Origin of the sequence: Fastidiosibacter lacustris, from assembly GCF_003428155.1 — a bacterium.
GTDB classification, from domain to species: Bacteria; Pseudomonadota; Gammaproteobacteria; order Francisellales; family Francisellaceae; genus Caedibacter; species Caedibacter lacustris.
Genome location: NZ_QLIR01000001.1, coordinates 179,006 through 198,963, shown reverse-complemented (window position 1 = coordinate 198,963; position 19,958 = coordinate 179,006). Strand labels below are relative to the sequence as shown.

The window sequence follows — 19,958 nt, the reverse complement described above, 5'->3', positions numbered from 1 at the left end:
ATTGATTCCTACATTCTCTCAGGAATTTCAATACCAAGTAACTCTAATACTAAAATCAATTGTTTGAGTGTTAATTGACAAAGTGCAATTCTTGATTTTTGAGTCGTCTCATTTTCTTCAGTTGCAATCGGAGACTCTGAATAAAACTTATTAAACTGTACAGCCACTTGATAAGCATATTCACACAAATGATGTGGCTCACATTTATCATAGGTTCTTTGTAATGCTAATGGTAATTGCGTTAAAGTAAGTTGCAGATTACGCTCAGCGTCATTTGTAGCTTTACTTATTTTATATTGTAATGTACCACTAACTGAGTAGTTTAACTTTCTCAAGATCGATTTAATTCGTACGGCAGAATACAATAAATAAGGTCCTGTTTTACCTTCATACTGCGAAAATTTGTCTAAATCAAAAATGTAGTCAGAGGTGTAAACATTAGAAAGATCAGCAAACTTTACCGTTGCTAATGCTACTTTATTAATAATATCCTCTTTTTCATTTCTACTTAGCCCTTCTTGCTCACGTAAACTAGCCCGTGTTTTTGCTTCGTCAATTAATGTGCTTAAACGCATTACTCCTCCTGAACGGGTTTTAAACGGTTTTCCGTCTTTGCCATTTAAGGTACCAAAACCAATGTGAATAAGCTCTGTATTTGGCGCAATACCAGCTTTTTTAGCCGCAGTAAAGACTTGTTTAAAATGCAGGCTCTGACGCTTGTCCACCACGTAAATGATTTTTTGTGCTTGATAGTCTTGGACACGCTCTAAAATCGTTGCTAAATCGGTTGTACCATACATAACTGCACCATCAGATTTAACTAAAATCAAAGGTGGAGTTTTATCGTCTTCAGCAACTGGAATAATAATTGCACCTTGACTCTCTTTAGCAACGCCGTTATCCAAGCAATTTTTCACCATATCATCGATAAGTGCCTGCACATCACTTTCACCTTTCCAAAGATCAAAATAAATATCTAAATCCGCATAGTCTTTTTTAAGCTCTGCAATAGATACATTAACAAAATGCTGCCATAGTGCACGATAGCCACGTCTGCCTTTTTGGAGCTCTGCTGTAGCAAGGCGCGCCTTTTCCATCTCGTTTTCATTTTCTTTACAACGAACTGAAGAACGTGGATAAATTTCAGATAACTCATCTACAGTAACAGGGGGTTCTATAGGATACGTACCTGTAAAGTTTTCATCAAAGTAAGGCAAATCAGGATACATTTTACGAATTTCTTCAATCAGCATCCCCATCTGTGTCCCCCAATCACCTAGGTGCACATCACTTAACACTTCATCTCCATAAAAGCGATAAACACGTTGTAAACAATCGCCAATTAATGGTGAACGAATATGTCCTATGTGCAGTGGCTTAGCAACGTTAGGACCACCAAAATCCATCATTACTTTTTGTGGAGTTTCTGTTTTAGGACAACCTAAACGTGAGTTAGCTAACATTTGATTCATCCAATCTGCCAAAAAATTGTCATTTAAAGTAATATTGATAAATCCTGGCATAACTCCAGTAACATCCTTGAAGATGAGGTTGTCTTTAACCTGATTAATAATATCATTGGCAATTTGGATAGGTGATTTTTTTAGTTGCTTTGCCAAAGGCATTGCACCATTACATTGAAACTGACCCAATTCAGGGCGTGCTGACATTTGGACCTTAGCTAGTTTTGGTTCTAAGCTTAACTTCTCAAATGCCTGAGAAAAAAGAGTAGTTAAATAGTCTTCAAGTATCAATACATCTACAGGTAACTCACTTTGCACAACAGTCATTTTTAGAAACTCATTTACCATATACTTTATGAGGTTTGGATTATATACTCATAACAACCCATTTTATAGCGTTTATGACTTTAAATTTTGTGATAGGTATATAGCTTTTGATAAAAGATCACCGTGTATAAAAATCTCATAAACAAGAATAATGAATCTATTTACAAAATATGACATACTACACAAAAAATTAAGTTTCCATTTTATTTTATGCAACACACAGGTCTATTTGAGCGCACTTCTATCTTAGTTAATAATACAGGTATTGATAAACTTAAAAATGCACATGTTCTTTTAGCAGGCATTGGTGGTGTTGGCTCTTTTGCTGCTGAAGCACTTGTGCGCAGTGGCGTTGGGGAGATTACTTTAATCGATCATGATACCGTTTCTACATCCAACCTTAATCGTCAACTCGTTGCTCTTCATTCCACTATTGGTATTAAAAAAGCATTGGTCATGAAAAATAGAATTTTGGATATTAACCCTAGCTGCCAAGTCAATATTGTCGAAGACTTTATTCGTACAGAGGATATGAATAATATTCTCAATAAACCTTATGACTTTGTTATTGATGCAATTGATAGCCTTGCTTGTAAAGTTGCGTTTGTTAGTACTGCACATAAAAAAGGCTATAAGGTTATCTCGAGTATGGGTGCCGGTGGCAAACTTGATCCTACTCAAATAAAAGTTGATGACATTTATAAAACACGTGTGTGCAAACTTGCAAAATTCATGCGCATTCGCTTACGTCGTCAACATGTTACAAAAGGAATTCTAGCGGTTTATTCAACTGAAAACTCCTTGCCGCCTTTACCACCAGAACCTGTCATTGGCTCTGGACGTGATCGCGCTGTTAATGGCACCATTAGCTATATGCCTGCTTTATTTGGACTTACCATTGCAGGCATGGTGATTAAGCAAATCGTTGATGGGGCTAAATAACTCATTATATCTAAAAGAAAGACAATTAAAGATTCAAAATCACACAAGAATCAGGACACATCTGTTTTAAACTTTCTGAAGGTAAAAAATATAAAACAAATCACAATCAATACCACACAAGAAATTGCCGAGACCTTAGTAATCATGTCAAATACATTATAGTAGTTTGTGGCGCTGGTGATTAAGAAATCCCCTGCTGTTTTAGCTGCATCGACACTCGTAAGTGTTGCAATCTCGGCTGCCAAATAGTTTGCAATCGATCCCGTAATAAGCATATAAAGTCCTGCTAAGAATCCAACTGATCCCCCTGGATTAAGACGTGTAATTTCAGCTAGTGCCACCGGATCTACAAAAAGCTCAGCAAAACCAATCATAATCAGACCAACCATTACCCACAGCATAGAAACGTGTCCATCATTTGCTGCTGCAATTTTAGCACCTAACATAATCATAAAAAAACCAAAGGTGAGAAACAATAAGCCAAAAGTAATTTTAACTAGTGCCCTAAAGTGCACACCTGCCTTTAATAACCAATACCAAACTTGCGACATAATGACTCCACCAATTAAAATCGCAAATGGGTTAATCGATTGAAAAGCTGCTGCTGGAATTATAAAGCCATCAAATTCACGTATAACATTACGCTCAACAAACAAACTAATCGAGCTACCACCTTGCTGATTAAATGCCCAGAAAATCAAACCAAAAATCATAAAGAAGCAAATAGCAAATAGCGCTTTTTTATCTTTCCGATCAAGCTTCAAAAACAAAAAGAATAAGAAATATAAACTCCCTGCCACACATAAAAATAAGATCCAACCCGCAAACAAATAATAAAGCGCAAAGCTAAAAAAAACAGCACTTAATACAATCAATATCACAATAGACGGTAACACTTTAATATTAATTAACCCCTTCTCTTTTAACGATTGCCATTGTGGATCATTGCCCGCTTTAAAATGTTTACGACCACTAATGAAAATAACAAGCCCAATTGCCATACCAATTGCAGCTAATAAAAACCCATAATGCCACCCCCATGTTTGCGCTGCCCATGCGCACAAAATAGGAGAAACAAAAGCGCCAACATTGCCACCAACATACATTAAGGCAAATCCGCTGTCACGCTTTGAGTGTTCACGTGAGTAAGTGGCTCCTAATAAACAAGATATATTTGTTTTGAATAAGCCATAGCCACAGATAACAAGTGCCAAACCAAAATAAAGCCCACTACCATCTAGCCCCAAAACCAAATGACCTGCAACCATCGTTGCCGCCCCCAGTAAAGTCGCCCAATAATAACCTAAATACCGATCCGCGATCATACCCCCTACAATTGGTGTAACATATACAAGTGCGGTATACGCGCCATATAGTGCATAAGCATGGTTATCGGTAAATAACAGCTTCTGTGTTAAATACAAAACCAATAACGCACGCATACCGTAATAACTAAAATACTCCCACACATTGACCGCAATAGTGTAATACAGCGATTTAGGCTGAGACTCCTTTGTTTGATTCATCATAAAGTTCCTTTAATGAAATAAACTTGAACCCTTATCATAACGAAATATTGGCAAAAGGATATGATAAAATATATTCTAATCAATAAAAAATAGGTAAGTACAAGCAAAATCAAAGCTATATCGTACCCTGTAGCGAGATTCTAGCGATTTTATAACAAATTATATACTTAATACTTAAAACAAGTGACTAAATCGAAAATTTATACAAAGCTGGTCAAAAAAGGAGTAGACAAAATGGATGATACAAAATTACTATCACATGATTTTCTTAAAAATTCAATTTTCAAAGAATGTATCGACTTATTTTATGATGCCATTTTAGTTTTTGACGATAAACAGCATGTTGTTGAAGCAAATAAACCTGCTGAAAATTTTCTTAAGTTATTCACGACAAGAGTTGTTAGATAAAACACTAGATCAGTTTGTGTCACATGAGTATAAGAAAAAACATCAAATATTATTTACAAAGACCAGAAAAGAAAAGTATGGGACAAAGAACCGCTACTTTACAGATTACCGATAAATTTATGAATACAACACCTGTAGATATATCTCTTACACCTATTACCTATACTTTGTGCTAGTAATCGTGCGCCAATAGATTGTTTATATAATACTCCTTATTACAATATTGCTGCTATGATCAATATCTATTCCTTTCTCTAGTACCTGTCTTACCAAATCCACAGCAATATTATAGAGTTTATCGACTGACTCTTGATTGAGAATCAAATTCAATTGCCAACTGACTTAAAACTTAAATTGGATTGCTATTATCCGGTAAGTTCACGCTGTCACCACCATCAGTGGTAAAGGTATAAGCATGTGCAATTGACTCTGTACAACATTATATAATGGCTTAACCATGATAGGAATCCTTTTTCTTTTTTTAAATCCATGGAAATAACTTTATTTCTACTGCCAAACGTATCCTATACCCAAAAATGATTCTGCTAAGGGGGAGGAAATTACTTTGAAGGTTATCTTGTTTTATGTTGAGACGATATCTATAATTCAAACAATTCAAAAAACCGGGGGAAAAGAAATGAAAAGAAACAAAATAGAAAGTGGAATGAAAAAAATTACCTTACTGTGTTTAGCAGGAATATTAACTGCTTGTGGTGGTAGCCCAACTGCAAACGATGATAAAAAAGTATCTGGGATAGTGGCATCAGATAATAAAGGAGGGACTATTTTTCCAGAATATATTGCAAAGGATAAGGAGGCATTAGGCTCTTTATCTATCGGCAGCTCAAACCTTTCAAGTACATTGAAAGTAGGTAGTAAACACGTAAGCACGTATCAAATTAAAGCTATTGACATTTTTCCTAAAAATGTTGAGATTGACCTTGATAATCTTCCTCCAATTAATAGTTGTATAAATGCAAGCCCACAATCATTTAATTCGTTTACAGAGTTTTGTATTCTTCCATTAAAGGCAAAGTTTGATACTTTAGGCTTAAAAAATATAAATATTGTGATTGACTTATCAAATGGAGAAAAAATTTCGTATAACCGCATTATTAATGTTGTAAATAAACATTCACATCTTTTGTCTCAACCAATATTGATGAATTCATTGGATGCGTTGGATAATAAAATCTATATTTCTGGCGATAAAAAGGTTAGTTTGTACAATCCTTTTAATTATGCGATTAACAATATTAATCTGTTATTGAATGGTGAAGTTATCGGTAAAATCGCTCACCTTGAAGGCAAGTCAAGTGTTGTTTTAAATGATGAAATAAGTGCAAAAATAAATGCTGTACGTAACAAAGGAGCAGCTAATCAAGCTGGCTTACTTACAGCAGCTAATATAGGTGGAGAGTTGACTATTCAATTTATTGATGATCGTCAAGCTTTAGCAGAAATTGAGAACTTATTTATTCAAGATACAGGGGAAAACACCGTTAAGTTAATTACTTATCGTCCAAATTTAAAGATCACAAAAGTTGAATTTAACAAAAATACATTAAGCGGAGTTGACTGGGGTAATGAAAATGATTTTACACAAAATCATAATTTAAATAATGAACAAATATACGAGCTTAAATTTAATGTCAATTCTAATGCTAAAGGTAAAGGCACCGTTGAGATCACACTACTAGATGAAAGTAATAAAGAACATCCACAGGAAATCGTGTTAACAAGTCATATAACGGTAGCACCTGTCACGCTCGAAATACAATCTAACAGCATTGTAAACGATGACAACTATGCTCAAGATAATATAATTGTAATAACCAATAACTCAAAGTTTAATTGGGCTCAAGTCGATTTATCTAGCTTTTCTTTAGATGGACTATCTTTAGTTAATAACGGTCAAATAATCAACAGCACACCTTCTTGTCTTTCACTAACCAATAATATTTTAAATACAAACGCTTCTTGCTACCTTAAAGTTGACGAAAATAGCGATACAAAATCGGGCTGGCATAATTTAACCATTAAAAAAGGCGATACAAATTTACTAGAAGATATCACTGTAGCTATTAAATCTATTAAATCCAATCGATCTGCATTTGTATATGAACCAGTAAGAATAGGTGAAAACCTTTACACATTAGACGTTTATAATAATAATACGAATGAAGATCAAAAACTCACGTTAAGTACTGAAAATATTAAAATTGAAATGGGTCAAGATTGCCTAAACCAAAATATCAGTAGTAAAAGCTCATGTTCAATCACTTTCAGCAAAGAAGATGTAACTAAAGAAGCAAATATTCAATATGACATTCAATTTGCAAATAGTGGTCAAGGCGACACTGACCTAAAAGCCATAGAACAAGGGAGGTATAATATACTTCCATCAGAACGACTATATTATATTGATAATAATACTGAGCTTAATTTTTATGATTTAAATCAAGGTGAAAATAAAGAAGTAAAAAAATTAAATGAAACCGACAAAATTACCACTCCAATTCCATTTAACCAGGACTTCTTAAAAAGAAATGGTTATGTAAATAGACTTGAAATAAGTCAAAATGGAACCTTATATGGAAGCGGGAGGCTAAACAGTGGTTTTCCTTTGGCGCGTCTAAACAACAATATATTAAATCTTCAAACAACTCCGAACTATATTCGTAGCTTTGTTGGCTCCAAAGATGCAGTGTATTACAGTTTTGAAGAACATCAGGAAAATGCCAACAATGAGAATTATATAGGACGTTGGCTTGATGCTGACAGCACACTTGATAATTTAAGGTTAAAAACAATAAATTTGGTTGATAAGCTAGGAATTCAAAATTTAGAAAATATTACAGATAATCTATTCTTTGTCAAGGTGCCTAAATCTATTGAGGTTACAGAGCATAAAACAGGAAAAATTTCCTTAGCATTATCAAGGTCAAGATTATTAAAAGAAATACCTCATTATGAGTGGAGTGGTTTAAGCGGTTATTATGATGATGAGAATGCAACATATACTTTTACAGCGCCTTATTATAATCCTACAGGGAACAATACCCATCAAATAACACTTAAAGCAACTTCAGGTGAGAGTGTTCAAACATCAATTATCTTAGTTGAAGTTGAGAAAAATGATGATTTAAAGGGAATAGTTTCAGTTCAAGCGAATGATGAAGTAATTGAGAATGAGAAGATAGCTTTAAAAGCAATATTTGACAACTCTAATGTGCCACAACGTCAGGTAAAGGCGTATAAATGGACTATTCCAGACAATTGGGAATTTGATGAGACACGTTCAGATGATAATCAAAAGCAGATTACCGTTATTGCTCCAGCATGGGCTAGTATTCCTAAGGCTGTATTTACCGTAACAGCAACAGATAATGCGGACATTACAACGCTCGCATTTGAGCATGCGGTAACACTGAAGGCTAATCCGAACTTACAAGGCACGGCAAGGATTAGTGGAGGAAATGAGGCTACAGAGAATGACACAATTCAGTTGACTGCAAACTATGATTTACCGGATGATTCGCCTAATAGAAAGGCTGAGAGCTACACATGGACGATTCCACTTGACTGGGGAGTAGTAGCACCATCAAACTTAACCTTAATAGCGAATACAAGTAACCAACAATTAATTGTACCCGCTAATGTTTCTAATACTATTACAGTAAAAGCACCGCACTGGAATTTAAATGAAGTGGGGTTATTTACCGTTAAAGTGACGGATGCTGCTGGTATTACAACGGATAACTTAGCTATACATAATGTAACGGTGAAGGCTAATACGAGCTTAGGAGGCGAGGTCAATATAGAAAGTAGTACTAATTCTGTTATTGAGAATATGGAAATTACGTTGCATGCAAACTATATTACACCGCCAAATTCGCCAAACCGTCAACCGAAAGAGGATGGATATACCTGGAATATCCCAGATGACTGGAGCATGGTGTCAAGCGAAATAAATAAAGCGACACTTACAGTAAGAGCACCAGACTGGACTACAAATAAAATAGGATCATTTACCGTAACAGCACTGGATAATGCCGATGTAATAGCGTTAGCTATTCCATATGAAATCTCTGTTAAGAAAGATATGAACGTTACTGTTATGCTACAGAATACTATAGGTGATAAAATCCACGAGTTTCATATTGATTTAAAGGATATAACAACACTACCTGCTCCCCCTCCTGACTTATATTCAAAGGATGTAAATGTTGTTAGTTTGTTGTTTAACAAAGGAGAAGCGAGTAGAAATGAGTATCAGGCGTGCTGGGAGAGAACACAAACTAACGGGGGAAATTATGCATTTGAGTGTACTCAGGACGTGTTGCCTGAAATCACTGATAACCACTATATTTGGAAAGTTGTTAGCTTTTCTCCCAACAGAGAATACAATATTTATCTTATACCTACAACAACAGGCTCACGAACTAAAATACTACACCTTCTGTCAAGCTAATCATAGTGACATGGATGTTGAGAACCACTTATTTCATCGAATTTTGTAAATCAATCTAATAGAAAAAAAGTTTATTGAGTACTGAGAAGTTGTAAAAAATGCTGCTGATAGAATTTCATTTCTTCAATCGACTCCTTAATATCATCTAATGCAAGATGTACACTTTGTTTGTTAAATTGCTTTAAGAGATCTGGTCTCCACAAAGATGCTGCAATTTTAAATGAACTGACGTCGAGTAAGCGATAATGAAAATAGTCTTCTAACGTAGGCATGTATTTGGCTAAAAACCTGCGATCTTGCCAAATGGAATTGCCACATAAAGGTGATTGCCCCTTATGTACGTGTGGCTTAATAAATTCAAGAATCTGCCACTCAGCCTCTGTAACTGAAACTTTACTGTGGCGCACACGCTCAGTTAAACCTGAGGCCTGATGAGTTTTAATACACCATGAATTCATATTTTGCAAAACTTCATCGCTTTGATGAATAGCGATTGCTGGCGATTCTGCAACGATATTGAGATTAGAGTCAGTGATAATGGTAGCAATCTCAAGAATATAACAGCTGTCTATTTCAAGACCTGTCATTTCAAGATCAAGCCAAATAAGGTTGCTCTTTGTTTCAGTGTTTTCGGTTGTCACAATTACTCCTTGGCACGAGAAACGTATTCACCTGTACGTGTATCAACTTTAATGATTTCATCAATTTGTACAAATAACGGAACACGAACCACAGCACCTGTTTCTAGTGTTGCAGGTTTCCCTCCACTACCAGCTGTATCCCCCTTTAAGGCAGGGTCAGTTTCAGTGATCCTCAATTGCACAAAGTTGGGTGGTGTAACGCTGATTGGCTCACCATTGAAAAGGGTAATAGAACATTGATCTTGTTCCTTGATCCATTTCTTACTGTCGGCTAAGGCAACCTCACTGATATTGTATTGCTCAAACGTTTCATCGTGCATAAAAACGTAGAATTCCCCATCAAAATAAGAATAGCTTGCAGAAACTTCTTGTACATCAGCAGCATCAACACTTTCACCAGATTTAAATGTTTTTTCAATCACGCGACCGTTTTTCAAGTTACGGAGTTTAACGCGATTAAATGCTTGACCTTTTCCAGGTTTCACAAATTCATTTTCAACAATAACCATTGGGTTGCCATCAATTAAAAGTTTAAGACCATTTTTAAATTCGTTTGTACTAAAACTTGCCATCTTTATCCTCTTTAGTATATTAACGCTACTTTAATTGCAAAATGCTGATCATGATACACCAAAACAAAAGCACACAACAGACTGATGTAATACGAAGTTGGAAAAAATCCTTACAACAAGGTTTTTCTAATTGGCTTGAGCTTGCACAATTTTTACAGCTTAATCCAGATGAATATTCTGTTGTATCTATCAAGCATTTCCCGATGCGCGTACCACTGAGTTTTGCTCAAAAAATGGAAAAGGGGAATATCAATGACCCTTTGTTAAGACAAGTATTACCAATCAGTGAAGAACTTCAAACTGCTGATGGTTATGTTTTGGATCCTTTAAATGAGATGGCATTTAATCCTATCAAAGGTCTTTTACATAAATATCACAATCGTGCACTATTGATGCTACATCCAGCTTGTGCCATTCACTGTCGATATTGCTTTCGCCGAGAGTTTGATTACAAAGCACAAACACAAGCCAAAGAAAGCTGGCAATATGTATTTGAATATCTTAAAACACATTCTGAGTTAGATGAAGTTATCTTCAGTGGTGGCGATCCACTTATGCACAATGATGAAACTTTAGATTGGTTTATACAGCATTTGGAGGAGATTTCTCATATCAAGCGCTTACGCATTCATACACGTATTCCTGTTGTTTTACCTGATCGTATAACAGAAGGTTTGGTCAAAGTATTCAATAAAACGCGCTTACAAAAAATCATGGTCATTCATGCAAATCATCCTAATGAAATTGCACAGGATGTGACTATTGGACTTAAAAAATTACAACAGATTGGTTTTACGTTATTAAATCAATCGACCTTGTTAAAAGGTGTAAATGATCATCCAGAAACTCTAAAAGCACTTTCAGAAGCGCTTTTTGAAGCTGGCGTGATACCATATTATTTGCATCTATTGGATAAGGTTAAAGGTGCTATACATTTTGATATAGAAGAAAATAAAGCCAAAGAGATCCATGCACAATTAAAATCAATTACTTCAGGTTTTTTAGTTCCTAAGTTGGTACGTGAAATTGCACATCAAAGGTCAAAGACATGGATAGGTTCAGAAAAGTTTTGATAATAAGATGTCATTACGGCTCATAATATGTAACACTAAAAAAACTAAAAAATGGATGAATTATGCTATAAATAATAAAAAAGGTATTACTTATGACAGCAGTGTCAACGAGTACAACATTTGCCTCAGATGGTGATATTAGTACGCTTCATAAGGTATTTGATTTAATTGCAAAACGTGCACAAATCATGCAAAGTATCGCAGCAGATAAATATGTTAAAAAGTCTAGTATATACGCATCAGAACGTGAGTTAGAAGTCCTCAAACATGTAAAAGATGTGGTCCATCAGCAAGGTTTGCCAGTCTACCCTATGTTGGTTTTTACCCAAATTCAAATGGATATGTCGAAATTTATTGAACAGTATTGGCTAAATGTCTGGATAAAAACACCCGATTATTTTCAGCAACACAATCTTGATTTAGAGCTATTAAGGAATGAAATCACCAAAATTGACGATCAACTTTATCCTGCAATTAAAGAATCCCTATCTTCATTTAAACGCTGTTCGATGACAACGAGCATTACGTTGTTTAGTAAAGCAATGGAAAATGTAAAAGGAATTCCAACTGACCCTGATTATACTAGTCTCATGCTGGCAAGCTTGGTGGCAGTGTCTCAAGTGCAGCAATAACTTTTTGAGGTGTCAATTTATTCAAGCAATCCATATGGCCTAACGGACATTCGCGTTTAAAACAAGGACGACAGCTTAAATCATCAAGATAAATGCTTTTTGCACGTTGATTTAATGGCGGAGTAAATTTATCCGAGGTTGAGCCATAAATAACAAGCGTCGGGATATTTAGTGCGCAGGCAATGTGCATAAGACCTGAATCGTTACTTATAACTTTCTCACACGCTGCTAATAAATAAACCGCATCTGTTAAACTTGTTTTTCCTGCTAAATTGAATAAATAAGCGTGATGATTACAACTTTTACTGATATCTGAACAGGTATCCTGATCTTTAATACCACCTAATAACAGCACTTGATAGTTTTTGTTGAGTAAATACTGCGTAAGTTCAAGGTAATAAGCTGTAGGCCATTTTTTTGCTGGACCAAATTCAGCACCTGGACACAGTGCAATAGTCGGTTTGATGAATGCTAAACGATACTTTTGTTGAGCTTGAGTAATAAGTGATTGTTCTAGAGTGAACTTAGGGTAAGGGAGTTTAGCTATTAATTTTTCTTTGTTAGCAATACCTAACGCGCAAAAGCGTTCAATCATGAGTGGGTATTTGTTTTTATCTAGGCGCCTTCTATCATTAAGTAAGAAAAATCGGGCTTCTCCATGCCACCCAATACGTGTTTTAATTTTAGCAAAATAGGGAATAAGGGCAGATTTCCATGAATTAGGCAAAACGATAGAGTGGGTATAGCCTTTGTTTAAGAATTCTTTTGCTTTTTGTTTACGTGCTTTAAGTCCAAACTCACCATGTTTAAATTCAAGTGTAAATGTCGCATTTACTTGAGGCATAAAATAAGCTAACTCACAACAATGTTTGGGTGCTGCAATATCAATCACACAATCAGGATAAAGCACTTTCAGATAGCGATAAAGTGATTGTGACATCACCATATCTCCCACCCAGCTAGGTGCAATAATTAAATATTTACGCATGTGTACTACTTTTGCTGTTAATCACAACAAAGCGCGTACTGCAATATGGGCAAATGCCTTCATCTTGATCTTTTAAGTCGATATAAACGCGAGGATGTTGATTCCATGAAGCATGTTCAGGCGTTGGACAGCAAATACGTTGACCTTTTTTTACTTCAACTATCAGGATATTTTTTTTGACGGACATAAATCATTAACTGTAGTTAGTAATATTGAAGTTAGTTTAGCATAGAAAAGTATTGGCTTTAAGACTGATTAGCACTATATCTTTGAGTGTGATATTAACTAATACTCTCGCTTAATAATATATTCAGCCAATTGCTTTAAGTTTTCGGTATTAAATTGAGAGAGTCTGTCTAAATGTAGATACGCTTCTTTTATTAATGTATAAAGAAGCATTTTTGTTTTTTCTATTCCAAGTAAGCTCGGGTAAGTGGATTTGTTGAGTTTAAGATCACTCATATTAGATTTACCAAGAATTTTGGTATCGGATGTTGCTTCTAATAAATCGTCTTTAACTTGAAACGCAAGACCAATACATTCGCTAAATTTAATAAGGTGCTGCTCAATGTGCTTATCTAAATAATAACTTGATGCTAAAAATGGCAACACAACAGAAGCTGTTAGAAGTTTCCCTGTTTTGAGTTTATGAATTGTCTCCAACGTTTTAATTGTTTGAGTATTCCCCTCAGCATCAATATCCAACTGTTGACCAGCAACCATGCCTTTTGCTCCTGTATGTGTCGCTAAAACAAATAGAATATTTTTTAGCTGATCGATATTAATTTCTTTAAGTTCACTTAGAACCTGAAACGCGATACTTTGCAAAGCATCAGCCGCTAAAATTGCCGTTGCCTCATTATATTGGATATGACAAGTTGGTTTGCCACGGCGAAGTGCATCATCATCCATAGCAGGTAAATCGTCGTGGATAAGCGAGTAGGCATGCATCGCTTCTAAGGCAAAGGCTATATAGTGTTTGTTATCGGTATGACAACCAAAACAATCAGCACTTAAATAAGATAAAATAGCACGAATGCGCTTGCCGCCATCTAAAAAGCTATAAGCCATAGCAGATTGTAAACGCTCGCTCGGTATCCTCTGCTGGTAAAAGTAGTCTCTAGCAAACATTTCAAATTGTTGTCTAATAGATTCAAATTTAGCTAGCATAAATAACGCTTAATTAGGGTTAGTTGTTTGTTCAGTGCACCTTGATTCTCTTTAAAGCATTTAAAGGCAGCAATTCCCATTTCATCGGCTTGATGAGGTTGTTCAATAAGCATTTTTATCTCGTAAGATAAGTCATGTGCATTAGAAACAATTTTCAAAGCACCTTTATCAATAAGCCGTTGTGCAACCACCATAAAGTTAAATACAGATGGTCCAGATAATATAGGTTTTGAAAGTGCGGCAGGTTCAAGCATATTGTGTCCACCTGTACCAGAAAAACTCCCTCCGACAAAACTAATATCACTTGCTGCATAAAAAAGCATCATCTCACCCATTGTATCAGCAAGATAGACATTAATATTCTGAAGTTTCTGATTTTGTGTTGTTCTCCGTACATACCTTAATCCTTGACCAGCAATGAGCTTGGCAACTTGATCAAAGCGCTCAGGGTGGCGTGGAATTAATATCAATAACGCATTAGGATAGGATTTTAATATGTTTTGATGAGCATTTAAAACAACCTCATCTTCCCCTTGGTGAGTGCTAGCAGCAATCCAAACAACCTTATTTTGTAGTGAAGCTCTAAATGTTTTGGCTTGATTCAAGATCCCATCATCGATCGTAAAGTCATATTTTAAATTACCATCAACGGTTATTTTATCACGTGCAACCCCCAGTTTAATAAACCGCTTATAATCATCTTGGGTTTGTGTACTGATATGAGCTATTTGGCTTAGCATTTTACGGGTGATAAAGCCAAGCTTAGCATAACCTTGAGCAGATTTTTCTGACAGACGTGCATTTATTAAAATAATTGGGATATGCCTTTTTTTACAAACAGCAAGTAAGTTTGGCCATATTTCGGTTTCCATAATAATACAAAGCTTAGGATCAATTTTGTTTATGAAGCGCTTTAAAAAAAATGCTATATCATAAGGAATATAACAATGATGAATGTTGGTAAAATTTGCATATAGTTTTATAACCTGCGAACTTCCTGTTGGCGTCATCGTTGTGACGATGAAATCACGTACTGGATAATCAATCGCAAGCCTTTTAACCAAGGGGGCAATTGCAATGCTCTCACCCATTGAAACAGAATGAATCCAAATGCTATTTTTTAAAGAAAAGGGAGTGTTGCCAAAACGCTCTAACAAACGTTGACGATAGCCCTTATTATTGCGGCTTCTGATAAGTTTTTTAAGGACAATAAATGGGAGACCTAAAATAAAAAGACTATTATAAATGCACCTTATAGTCGTATAAATCATATATTGTGTTTTTCTAACCAATTCATATATTCAGTAACACCAGTTTTAACATTTTTAAAATGAACATCACAACCAATTTCGCGTAGCTGATCTAAGTTGGCTTCAGTGTAACTTTGATAATGACCTTTTAAATGTTCAGGAAATTCAATATATTGAATCTCACCTTCACCATAGTAATCTAAAATGCTATTGGCAATGTTATTAAAAGGCTCAGCTTTGCCCGTCCCACAGTTAAAAATCCCAGAGATTTGAGGATGATCTAAAAACCATAAATTGACTTTGGCAGCATCTTCAACATAAACAAAATCACGCAACTGTTCACCTGGTTTAAAACCATCGTACGCACCAAAAAGCTTAACTGTTTTATGTTGTTTGAATTGTTTATAGTGATGAAAAGCAACACTAGCCATTGAGCCTTTGTGCATTTCATGTGGACCATAAACGTTAAAATATTTCAAGCCAACAATTTGACTTTGTACTTTTGGTAATTGTTTTCTTACATATTGATCAAATAAAAACTTTGAATAACCATAAACATTAACAGGTCGCTCGTATTGACGCTCTTCGATGAAAGTGGTGTTATTACCATAAGTTGCTGCACTTGAAGCATAAATAAATGGAATTTTATGGCGTATGCAAAAATGCAGTAAAGTTTTACTATATTGATAATTATTGTTCATCATATATTGACCGTCCCACTCTGTTGTAACAGAACAAGCACCTTGATGAATAATCGCCTCAATATTTTCCACTTTAAGCTGTCCTACTCCAGAGCCAAAAGGTAAATACAATAAATCCGATTGAATGGCTTGTAAAAACTCAGCTTGATCACAGTAATCACGAATTTCATAATCAACAAGGTTAGTGAATTTATGACCATCTTTTAAGTCGTCAACAACTAAAATATCATCCCGTCCACAAATATTCAGTTGTTTGATAATATTGGCACCAATAAACCCTGCTCCACCGGTTACAACAATCATTTCTTTCTCGCTTGATTAAAAATATCAAGCGATTTTAACAAAAAAATGTGCCCTATGCTCGAATTTTCTAAATCAAACTTTAGTTTTCGCAGAATTTATATGGGCTTTGCTAAGCTTCGATTTGTCGAAAAATTAAAAATTGCTACAATAAAAAAATGGAATATACGAGTGTGGCTGAAGATGACAAAACCACCCTTAGACTTGCTAAATAGGCGTAAGTTTTTTACGGAAAATATTTATCCTTATCAGGAAAGAATGCCGCGTAAAGTCTATGAGCAGCAAAAAACACAGTTACAGATTGAACTGTTAAAAATGCAGCAATGGGTTAAATCAACAGGTCAAAAGATTTTGATCATTTTTGAAGGGCGTGATGCTGCGGGTAAAGGAGGAACAATTAAGCGCATGATGGAACATCTAAATCCACGTGGGGCAAGTGTTGTCGCCTTAGAAAAGCCTTCTGAACGAGAACAAGGACAATGGTATTTTCAGCGTTATATCCGTCATTTACCCACTGCAGGTGAAATTGTGATGTTTGATCGCTCATGGTATAACCGTGCTGGTGTTGAAAGAGTGATGGGATTTTGTACCCCTGAACAATATGAATTATTTTTAAAGCAGGCGCCTGAACTTGAAAAAATGTTAATACAAAGTGGAATACACCTTTTTAAGCTTTGGTTTTCAGTTAGTCAAAAGGAGCAAAAGATACGTTTTCAATCGCGCGCGGTTCATCCACTTAAACAGTGGAAGCTAAGTCCTATTGATAAAGCAAGTTTGGATAAATGGGATGATTATACAGAAGCTAAGGAAAATATGTTTTTACATACAGATACCGAATTTTCACCTTGGACCGTAATTAAATCTGATGATAAAAGACGAGCAAGAATCAATGCCATGCGTTTTATTTTATCAAAGCTAGATTATAAAAATAAAGATCCTAACATTGCGATCAAACCTGATCCACTTATTGTGGGGCTAGCAGGTGAGATTTATCCTGAATAAACTGCATAAACGCACTTGCAAAACCAAAATGTTTGGTTAAAATACACGAAGTTTAAGGGCTCTTAGCTCAGTTGGTTAGAGCAGCGGACTCATAATCCGTTGGTCGCAGGTTCAAGTCCTGCAGGGCCCACCATCTTCAAACCATCTATTTTCAAACATTCTCAGACGTTGTTATACCTGTTTTGTGACAATCAACTCGTAAACGATTAGGTAAAACACTTATTAAAATAAAATATAAAGTTTAATTATACGGAATGAAGCTAAAAGCGAAACGTTAGAGCCACTTACTCACATCTAATGCACTATAGGTTAAAATAACCTTGGCTCCTGCCCGCTTGATTGCAGTTAATGCTTCAAGGGTTACAGCCCTCTCGTCTAGCCAGCCTTTTTCAAAGGCGGCTTTCACCATCGCATACTCGCCACTAACATGATAGGCTGCAATAGGAAGTGTTGTTGATGATGAGACATCTTGAATAATATCAAGGTAACTCAACGCGGGTTTAACCATAAGAAAATCAGCCCCCTCTTCTTCATCCATTTTGGCTTCTTTTAAGGCTTCTTTTTTATTGCGAAAATCCATTTGATAACTCTTTCGATCCCCCTTTAGTGCACAGTCACACGCACTTCTAAAAGGTCCATAAAATGCTGAAGCATATTTAACTGCATAAGACATAATCGCAACTTGGTTAAAATCGTTTTGATCAAGTGCATAACGCATAGCTTGAATCATCCCATCCATCATCCCGCTAGGTGCGACAATATCTGCTCCTGCTTGTGCATGACAAACGACTGTTTTTTGTAAAATATCAAGCGTTTGATCATTATCAACCTCATCATTGTGTACAATCCCACAATGACCATCGTTAGTATAGGCACATAAGCATACATCTGTGGCAACAATTAATTCTGGGTGTAACATCTTAATATTACGGATTGCTTGTTGCACAATCCCATTACTATCATAGTTTTCAGTTGCATACTTGTCTTTTGTTTTAGGGATACCAAACAACATGACTGACAGGATCCCTGCTTCTTTTATGGCCTTAATAAGCTCAGGCAACCGATCAATCGACCAGTGATATTGATTGGGCATACCGTTTATTTCACGTTTGATACTTTGTCCATGCACAACAAAAATAGGATACATAAGATCAGTAATATTAAGTTTAACCTCAGCAATCTGTTCTCTTAACATTGCTGTACGACGTAACCTTCTTGGTCTTGTGACCGGAAAAAAACTCATTCTAGCTATACCCTATTGTTTTTTTGGTTTCTTACGATATAAAACCGAAATATTACCAATCATTTGTACAAGTTCACATTTAACTTTAATGCAAATTTCTTGTGTTGTGGCTTGACGTGTTTCTTTTTCGATCCCCGCAATTTTGACTTTGATAAGTTCATGAGCGGCTAACGCGTGATCAACTTCAATAAGTACATTTTCAGTTAATCCTTTTTCACCAATAAACACAACTGGATTTAAGCTGTGTGCTTGGGCTTTGAATTGTTGTTTTTGTTGTGACGATAATGCCATATGTTTTCCTTAATTTATCCTTTATTTTGCAAGGGATGATAGTTCAGCGAGTAATGCTTCAATCGCCAATTGCTTATTTACATTAAAATGTTTGCCTTCATAATCTTTTAGTTTTAATAAACGTTGATAATACTTATAAATCTCAATATGAGTATGTTGGTTACAAAATAGAGCCAGTAACTCAATCTGGTCAATAAAAGATACTTTATCAATTTTAAGCTTATAATAAAAAGCATCAATCATAAAACTCGTTAGCCAATATAAAGCATCCTGATATTGTAGATTTAAATCAATTGTCATAGCTAAAACAGGCAACTGTCTTGATAACACTTTGATCAACTCGCGACGTATATTCCAAAAATCTTTATTCGCTTTAATTCTATCAATAATGGCAAGCTGTAATTGACTCATTTGCAATGCTTTCAACGCTTCGTTTTGTTTCATCTGATATTTAAGCATCAAGTATTGGCATTTCTGCTCAAAGTCCAAACCAATATTAAACACTTGAACACGTGATCGTAAGGTTGGAATCACCCATTGTAAATTGTTACTTGTCATTACAAAATAAGTATTTTGCGGAGGTTCTTCCAAACTCTTTAATAACGCATTAGCCGCTGAAGTATTAAGTGCTTCTATTGGTGCAATGATTACCACTTTTGCATGAGATTGATAGCTACTTAAATAAATTCCTTGTAACATACTTTTTACTTGTTCCAGTTTAATCTGTGTTTCATCTGGTTTTAAGTAAAAAATATCAGGAAATGCAGTTAAATCAGTAATGTGTTGTTGATTTAACAATGAGGCACACATATCAATTAATAAGCCATCTAAATCAAGCTTGTCAATATTATGCAATAATATAGCATGTGCAAGGCTTTTATTTTTCTCTAATTGCTTTATTTGATCTAAAAAACCTTGGTAATAAGTGCTGATGTTAACTTCTACCATATCG

Annotated in this window: 18 protein-coding genes and 1 tRNA gene; 7 read left to right on the top strand and 12 right to left on the bottom strand. The window is 35.3% G+C overall.

The annotated features are described in order from the left end of the window. Positions 1-8: 8 nt before the first annotated feature. Positions 9-1,754 (bottom strand): arginine--tRNA ligase, encoded by a 1,746-nt coding sequence (gene argS, locus DNJ77_RS01025; RefSeq protein WP_192877920.1) that lies wholly within the window; start codon positions 1,752-1,754, stop codon positions 9-11. Positions 1,755-2,000: 246 nt separating this feature from the next. On the opposite strand from argS, the gene DNJ77_RS01020 reads away from it, so the two are divergent. Beyond that, the gene (locus DNJ77_RS01020) at positions 2,001-2,732 is read left to right on the top strand and encodes a tRNA threonylcarbamoyladenosine dehydratase (RefSeq protein WP_116963134.1); all 732 of its coding nucleotides are present in this window, start codon (positions 2,001-2,003) and stop codon (positions 2,730-2,732) included. A 50-nt stretch (positions 2,733-2,782) separates the two neighbouring features. Here the strand turns inward: DNJ77_RS01020 and DNJ77_RS01015 are convergent, their stop codons facing one another. Beyond that, positions 2,783-4,261, bottom strand: a complete 1,479-nt coding sequence (locus DNJ77_RS01015) for a peptide MFS transporter (protein ID WP_192877919.1) — start codon at positions 4,259-4,261, stop codon at positions 2,783-2,785. A gap of 234 nt (positions 4,262-4,495) precedes the next feature. On the opposite strand from DNJ77_RS01015, the gene DNJ77_RS09890 reads away from it, so the two are divergent. Next, the gene (locus DNJ77_RS09890) at positions 4,496-4,669 is read left to right on the top strand and encodes a hypothetical protein (protein WP_157966531.1); all 174 of its coding nucleotides are present in this window, start codon (positions 4,496-4,498) and stop codon (positions 4,667-4,669) included. 637 nt (positions 4,670-5,306) lie between these two features. Beyond that, positions 5,307-9,143 (top strand): hypothetical protein, encoded by a 3,837-nt coding sequence (locus tag DNJ77_RS01010; protein WP_157966530.1) that lies wholly within the window; start codon positions 5,307-5,309, stop codon positions 9,141-9,143. Positions 9,144-9,214: 71 nt separating this feature from the next. Here DNJ77_RS01010 and orn read toward each other — a convergent pair whose 3' ends face one another. Both orn and efp read right to left on the bottom strand, forming a co-directional pair. After that, positions 9,215-9,784, bottom strand: coding sequence for an oligoribonuclease (gene orn / locus DNJ77_RS01005; RefSeq protein ID WP_275667738.1), 570 nt, complete (start codon positions 9,782-9,784; stop codon positions 9,215-9,217). Between the two features lie 2 nt (positions 9,785-9,786). Continuing rightward, complete coding sequence (gene efp / locus DNJ77_RS01000) at positions 9,787-10,356, bottom strand: elongation factor P (protein WP_116963131.1); 570 nt, start codon at positions 10,354-10,356, stop codon at positions 9,787-9,789. A gap of 50 nt (positions 10,357-10,406) precedes the next feature. On the opposite strand from efp, the gene epmB reads away from it, so the two are divergent. Then, complete coding sequence (gene epmB / locus DNJ77_RS00995; RefSeq protein ID WP_239986702.1) at positions 10,407-11,429, top strand: EF-P beta-lysylation protein EpmB; 1,023 nt, start codon at positions 10,407-10,409, stop codon at positions 11,427-11,429. Positions 11,430-11,521: 92 nt separating this feature from the next. Further along, complete coding sequence (locus DNJ77_RS00990) at positions 11,522-12,061, top strand: chorismate mutase (RefSeq protein WP_116963129.1); 540 nt, start codon at positions 11,522-11,524, stop codon at positions 12,059-12,061. On the opposite strand, the gene waaF is transcribed toward DNJ77_RS00990, so the two are convergent. The 5 genes from waaF to rfaD form a co-directional block, all read right to left on the bottom strand. Then, positions 12,018-13,049: a lipopolysaccharide heptosyltransferase II gene (gene waaF / locus DNJ77_RS00985; protein ID WP_116963128.1), complete on the bottom strand. Its 1,032-nt coding sequence runs from the start codon at positions 13,047-13,049 to the stop codon at positions 12,018-12,020. The genes DNJ77_RS00990 and waaF overlap by 44 nt on opposite strands. Continuing rightward, positions 13,042-13,236 carry a zinc-finger domain-containing protein gene (locus tag DNJ77_RS00980; RefSeq protein WP_116963127.1) on the bottom strand — a complete coding sequence of 65 codons (195 nt, stop codon included), beginning with the start codon at positions 13,234-13,236 and terminating at the stop codon, positions 13,042-13,044. The genes waaF and DNJ77_RS00980 overlap by 8 nt, the downstream gene beginning before the upstream one ends. Positions 13,237-13,334: 98 nt before the next feature. Continuing rightward, the gene (locus DNJ77_RS00975; RefSeq protein WP_116963126.1) at positions 13,335-14,219 is read right to left on the bottom strand and encodes a polyprenyl synthetase family protein; all 885 of its coding nucleotides are present in this window, start codon (positions 14,217-14,219) and stop codon (positions 13,335-13,337) included. Next, complete coding sequence (waaA, locus tag DNJ77_RS00970; RefSeq protein WP_116963125.1) at positions 14,213-15,490, bottom strand: lipid IV(A) 3-deoxy-D-manno-octulosonic acid transferase; 1,278 nt, start codon at positions 15,488-15,490, stop codon at positions 14,213-14,215. Before waaA ends, DNJ77_RS00975 begins: the two co-directional genes overlap by 7 nt. Then, the gene (rfaD, locus tag DNJ77_RS00965; protein ID WP_116963124.1) at positions 15,487-16,473 is read right to left on the bottom strand and encodes an ADP-glyceromanno-heptose 6-epimerase; all 987 of its coding nucleotides are present in this window, start codon (positions 16,471-16,473) and stop codon (positions 15,487-15,489) included. Before rfaD ends, waaA begins: the two co-directional genes overlap by 4 nt. Positions 16,474-16,653: 180 nt before the next feature. Here rfaD and ppk2 point away from each other — a divergent pair, with 180 nt between their 5' ends. Both ppk2 and DNJ77_RS00955 read left to right on the top strand, forming a co-directional pair. Further along, positions 16,654-17,472: a polyphosphate kinase 2 gene (ppk2, locus tag DNJ77_RS00960; protein WP_116963192.1), complete on the top strand. Its 819-nt coding sequence runs from the start codon at positions 16,654-16,656 to the stop codon at positions 17,470-17,472. A gap of 56 nt (positions 17,473-17,528) precedes the next feature. After that, positions 17,529-17,605 (top strand) — tRNA-Ile (locus DNJ77_RS00955). Positions 17,606-17,746: 141 nt separating this feature from the next. On the opposite strand, the gene hemB is transcribed toward DNJ77_RS00955, so the two are convergent. Genes hemB through DNJ77_RS00940 form a run of 3 tightly spaced genes read right to left on the bottom strand, consistent with a single transcriptional unit; the run spans position 17,747 to position 19,954 of the window. Beyond that, positions 17,747-18,715: a porphobilinogen synthase gene (gene hemB / locus DNJ77_RS00950; protein ID WP_116963123.1), complete on the bottom strand. Its 969-nt coding sequence runs from the start codon at positions 18,713-18,715 to the stop codon at positions 17,747-17,749. A gap of 12 nt (positions 18,716-18,727) precedes the next feature. Beyond that, positions 18,728-19,006, bottom strand: a complete 279-nt coding sequence (gene yhbY, locus DNJ77_RS00945) for a ribosome assembly RNA-binding protein YhbY (protein WP_116963122.1) — start codon at positions 19,004-19,006, stop codon at positions 18,728-18,730. 21 nt (positions 19,007-19,027) lie between these two features. Then, the gene (locus DNJ77_RS00940) at positions 19,028-19,954 is read right to left on the bottom strand and encodes a DNA polymerase III subunit delta' C-terminal domain-containing protein (protein ID WP_116963121.1); all 927 of its coding nucleotides are present in this window, start codon (positions 19,952-19,954) and stop codon (positions 19,028-19,030) included. Positions 19,955-19,958: the final 4 nt, after the last annotated feature.